Genomic DNA, 4,944 nt, shown 5'->3' on the forward strand with positions numbered 1-4,944 from the left:
CCGCCTCGCGGCGGTCCGCCAGCATGAGCCGCGCTCCCTCCTGGGCCGCACGCAGCGCCACGGCCTCGCCGATGCCCCGCGCCGCCCCCGTGACGATCATGGCCTTGCCCTCAAAGCGGTTCGCGAAAAACTCCTTCATGGCTGCTCCTCCCGTTGCCGGACGTACCCGCCCCTGTGCCGGGCGGTTCATCAGGGAGTATAGACAAGGCGACAGAGATGCTTCCCCTCCTGCGCGAAAGCAGCCCTGTTGCCTTCGAAACCGGCATTCCCCTTCTCGCCAACCCCGCCCCGGAAAACGCGGAGGGCCCGCTGCTGCGGGCCCTCCGGGAGGCGCAAGATGCGAACAGGCGGCTTACTTGTCGCGGTGGTCGCCCATCTTCTCGGCCAGCGCCGCCTGGCCGGCGGCGAGGCGCGCGAGCGGCACGCGGTAGGGCGAGCAGCTCACGTAGGTGAGGCCGATCTTGTGGAACGTCTTCACGGAGTCGGGGTCGCCACCGTGCTCGCCGCACACGCCCAGCTGGATGTCCGGGTTCGTGGCGCGGCCCTTCGTGCAGCCCATGTCCACGAGCGCGGCCACGCCGGCGTCGACCGTCTCGAACGGGTTGCACGGCAGGATGCGGCGCTCCAGGTAGCGCGGGATGAACTTGGCCTCCACGTCGTCGCGGCTGAAGCCGAACGTCGTCTGGGTCAGGTCGTTCGTGCCGAAGCTGAAGAAGTCGGCCTGCGTGGCGATCTCGTCGGCGGTCACGGCCGCGCGCGGGAGCTCGATCATCGTGCCGATGGGAATGTCCAGCTCCACGCCCTCGGCCTCGCACACCTCGGCGATGACGGCCTCCACCTCGGCGCGCAGCGTCTCCAGCTCGGGCAGCACGCTCACGAGCGGGATCATGATCTCGGGCTCGGGATCTAGGCCCTCCTTCTTCAGGCGGGCGGCGGCGGTGGCGATGGCGCGCGTCTGCATGGCCGGCAGCTCGGGGTAGAGGATGGCCAGGCGGCAGCCGCGCAAGCCGAGCATCGGGTTCGCCTCGGCCATGGCGTCCACCAGGCTCAGCAGCTGGCGCTTGTCGGCGAGCTCGGCGGCCGGCGTGCCGGACGCCTCCAGGCGGGCGATCTCCACCTCCAGGTCGCGCGGGCTCTCCAGGAACTCGTGCAGCGGCGGGTCGAGCAGGCGCACGATGACCGGCAGGCCGTCCATAGCCTTGAACATGCCGTAGAAGTCGCCCGTCTGGGCCTCCAGCAGGTCGGCGAGCGCCTTCTCGCGGACGGCCGGCTCGTCATTGAGGATGAAGGACTGGATGATCTGCTTGCGGTCGCCCAGGAACATGTGCTCGGTACGGCAGAGCCCGATGCCCTCGGCGCCGAAGTTGCGGGAGAGCTCCGCGTCCTCGGGGTTGTCGGCGTTGGCACGCACGCCCATGGTGCGGAACTCGTCGGCCCACTCAAGGATGGTGTCCAAGTCGCCGGTGAGCTCGGGCAGCACGAGGTCCACGGCACCCAGCACCACGGAGCCCGTCGTGCCGTCGATGGAGATCATGTCGCCCTCGCGGATGACGATGTCCGTGCCGGCCACGGCCGCTTCCTTCTTCTCGGCGTCGATCTTCAGGGCCTCCACGCCGCAGACGCACGGCGCGCCCATGCCGCGGGCGATGACGGCCGCGTGGCTCGTCTTGCCGCCGTGCGACGTGAGGATGCCCTCGGCGGCGATCATGCCGGCCAGGTCGTCGGGGTTCGTCTCCCAGCGCACGAGCACGCACTTGCGGCCGGCCTCGGTCACGGCCACGGCGTCGGCAGCCGAGAACACGGCCTCGCCCACGGCGGCGCCGGGGGACGCGTTCAGGCCCTTGGCCACCACGTCGTAGGAGGCGTTCTTGTCGAACTGCGGGTGCAGCAGCTGGTCGAGCTGCTCGGGGTCGACGCGCATGACGGCCTCCTCCTTGGAGATGAGGCCCTCCTTCTCCATCTCGATGGCGATGTGCAGCGCGGCGGCGGCGGTGCGCTTGCCCACGCGGGTCTGGAGCATCCAGAGCTTGCCCTGCTCGATGGTGAACTCGATGTCGCACATGTCGCGGAAGTGGTTCTCCAGCGTCACGAACACCTCCTCGAGCTCGCGGCCGGCCTCTTCCAGGCCCTCCACATGCTTGAGGTCGGCGATGGGGCTCGTGTTGCGGATGCCGGCCACGACGTCCTCGCCCTGGGCGTTCACCAGGTAGTCGCCGTAGAACTCCTTCTCGCCGTTGGCGGGGTTGCGCGTGAACGCCACGCCCGTGGCCGACGTGTTGCCCTTGTTGCCGAACACCATGGACTGCACGTTCACGGCGGTGCCCAGGTCGTCGGCGATCTTGTTCTGCTTGCGGTAGAGGACCGCGCGCGGGTTGTTCCAGCTGCCGAACACGGCCTCGATGGCCAGCTGCAGCTGCGCGCTCGGGTCCTGCGGGAACTGCACGGAACCGTCCACCACGAGGCTCGGGTACTCCTCGGCGGACACGTTCTCGGAGAAGATCTGCTTGAACTCGGCCACGAGCTCCTTGAGGTCGTCGGCCGAGAGGTCGGTGTCGGAGGCGGCGCCGCGCACGTTCTTCATGGACGTGATGGCGTTCTCGAACAGGTCGCCGTCCAGGCCCATGACCACGTTGGAGAACATCTGGATGAAGCGGCGGTAGGAGTCCCAGGCGAAGCGCGGGTTCTCGGTCTGGGCGATGAGGCCGTTGATGGACTCGTCGTTCAGGCCGAGGTTCAGCACCGTGTCCATCATGCCGGGCATGGACATCGGCGCGCCGGAGCGCACGGACACGAGCAGCGGGTCGGCCGCATCGCCGATCTTCTTGCCCATGCGGGCCTCGAGGTCCTCGCGGTAGGACTGGATGGTGTCGAGCGCGCCCTCGGGCCACGTGTTGTCGGCGTTGGCGTACTCCATGCAGGTCTGGCACGTGATGGTGAAGCCGGGAGGCACGGGCAGCCCGATGTTGGCCATCTCGGCGAGGTTGGCGCCCTTGCCGCCCAGCTGCGCCTTCATATGCGTGTTGCCCTCGGTTACGTTGTTGCCCTGAGCGTCTTTGCCGAATGCATAGACTCGTTTGACTTCTTCGGTCACCTTTTTCTCCTTAAACGCGACGTTTCAATCGTACAGAGTACCGAACCCCTTGCAGGTTCGCAGGCCTAGCCCATCATATCAGCGGATGGCGGGTGGGCGCGCTCATAGTAGCGCAAAATTTCTTGAGCCGTTTCCTCAACGGCGCGATTTTCGGTGTGGATGACAATACAGCCGAGTTTGCGCATGAGCGCGCGGGCCTTCTCCAGATCCTGGTACACGTACTCCGGGTCCGCGTAGCTCGACGCCACCACGCTCGCGTTGCCCAGGCGGCGCTGGCGGATGCCGATGAGCACCTCGGCCGTGGTCATAAGCCCGAACAGCCGCGTGCGCTCCACGTCGAGCAGCTCGCGCGGCGGCTCGGTGGTGGGGTCGAGCGGGATGTTCGACACCTTGTAGCCCTGCTGCGCCAGGTAGATGGACGTGGGCGTCTTGGACGAGCGCGACACGCCCAGAAGCACGATGTCGGCCTGGGAGAGCTCCTGCGGGTTGCGCCCGTCGTCGTGCGCGATGGTGAACTCGATGGCCTCGATGCGCTTGAAGTAGTACTGGTCGGCCACGTGCAGGCCGCCGGGCTTCGTGGAGGGGTCGCGGCCCGTCATGCGCGCGATGGCGCCGATGGCGTCGGTCATGAGGTCCACCGCCACGATGTCGTCGCGCGCAGCCGCATAGGCGGCCAGCTGGCCCGCCAGATGGCCGTTCACCAGCGTGTAGAACACGAGCATGCGCCCGTCGCCCGAGTTCTGCCGGTGGACGGCGCCGTGCTCGTCGATGAAGGTCTTGATCTCCTCGAACGTGCGCACCTTCGGCAGCACTTCGATGGCGGGGTTCGTGACCCCGAACTGGGCGGCGGCCGCGCGGGCCACCGCCTGGGCCGTGAGGCCCACCGAGTCGCTGACCACGTGTATGGTGGGGAGGCCCCCGGGGCCGGTGCTCGGCGTGCCGTACGTCACGAGGTCGTCCATGGCGCTACTTGCCGCCCTTCGCCATCTTGCCGAAGTCGGCCACGTCCGTGAACACGCCCACGAAGCGGTTCAGCAGGCGCAGGCGGTTCGCGCGCACGGCCTCGTCCTCGTCCATGACGAGGACGTCGGCGAAGAAGGCGTCGATGGGCGCGCGCAAATCGGCGAGCGCCGCAAGGGCGGCCGCGTAGTCGTCGGCGGCGAGGGCGGCGCTCACCTGCGACTCCACGTCCCGCGCAGCAGAGGCCAGGGCGCGCTCCGCGTCGCCCATGAGCTTCTCGTCCACTTCCTCGCCCAGCTCCGCGTCGCGCAGGTTGTTGGCGCGCGCGTAGGCCGTGGCCAAGTCGTCGAACGCCTCGCGCTCGCCGGTGCGGGCGGCCTCGAGGGCGCGCACGCGCGCGATGACCTGAGCCGGCTCCTCCACGCCCGCCGCCAGCACGGCGTCGATGGCGTCGGGGGACGCGCCGGAGTCGCGCAGCATGACCTTCGTGCGCGTGACGAAGAAGTCGGCCACCTGGGCGCGCACGTCGTCGCGGTCGAAGTCGATGCCGGCGTCCGCGTATGTGGCGAGCGAGGCGTCCACGGCCCCCATGAGCGACACGGGCAGGCCCGCCTCCAGCATGGCCGTGATGCCGATGGCGCTGCGGCGCAGCGCGAACGGGTCCGACGAGCCCGTGGGGCCCTGGCCCACGGCGAACAGGCCGCAGACCGTGTCCAGCTTGTCGGCCATGGCCACGACGCGCCCCACGTCGGACGCGGGCGGCTCGTCGCCGGAGAAGCGCGGGCGGTAGTGGTCGGCGATGGCGCGGGCCACCTGCTCGTTCTCGCCCGACGCCTCGGCGTAGTACGAGCCCATGACGCCCTGCACGCTCGTGAACTCCACCACGGCGTTCG

4 protein-coding genes are annotated in these 4,944 nt (G+C 69.0%); all 4 read right to left on the minus strand.

The window, feature by feature from the left end; translation table 11 throughout:
- Positions 1-190, minus strand: a 190-nt coding sequence (locus tag GPA_RS20590) for an SDR family NAD(P)-dependent oxidoreductase (protein ID WP_414735661.1), incomplete at its 3' end; no start/stop codon positions are given.
- 162 nt (positions 191-352) lie between these two features.
- The gene (ppdK, locus tag GPA_RS02695; RefSeq protein ID WP_041238865.1) at positions 353-3,091 is read right to left on the minus strand and encodes a pyruvate, phosphate dikinase; all 2,739 of its coding nucleotides are present in this window, start codon (positions 3,089-3,091) and stop codon (positions 353-355) included.
- Positions 3,092-3,156: 65 nt separating this feature from the next.
- A complete protein-coding gene (locus GPA_RS02700; RefSeq protein ID WP_015538863.1) occupies positions 3,157-4,053 on the minus strand; it encodes a pyruvate, water dikinase regulatory protein in 897 nt (298 codons plus the stop codon).
- Positions 4,054-4,057: 4 nt separating this feature from the next.
- Positions 4,058-4,944 (minus strand): glycine--tRNA ligase subunit beta (locus GPA_RS02705; RefSeq protein ID WP_041238866.1); only part of this gene is annotated, 887 nt, incomplete at its 5' end.

The organism is Gordonibacter pamelaeae 7-10-1-b (assembly GCF_000210055.1).
GTDB lineage: Bacteria > Actinomycetota > Coriobacteriia > Coriobacteriales > Eggerthellaceae > Gordonibacter > Gordonibacter pamelaeae.

Excerpts from the sequence above, each read along its gene's own strand:
- GPA_RS02700 (WP_015538863.1), bottom strand. The coding sequence starts at position 4,053 with ATGGACGACCTCGTGACGTACGGCACGCCGAGCACCGGCCCCGGGGGC.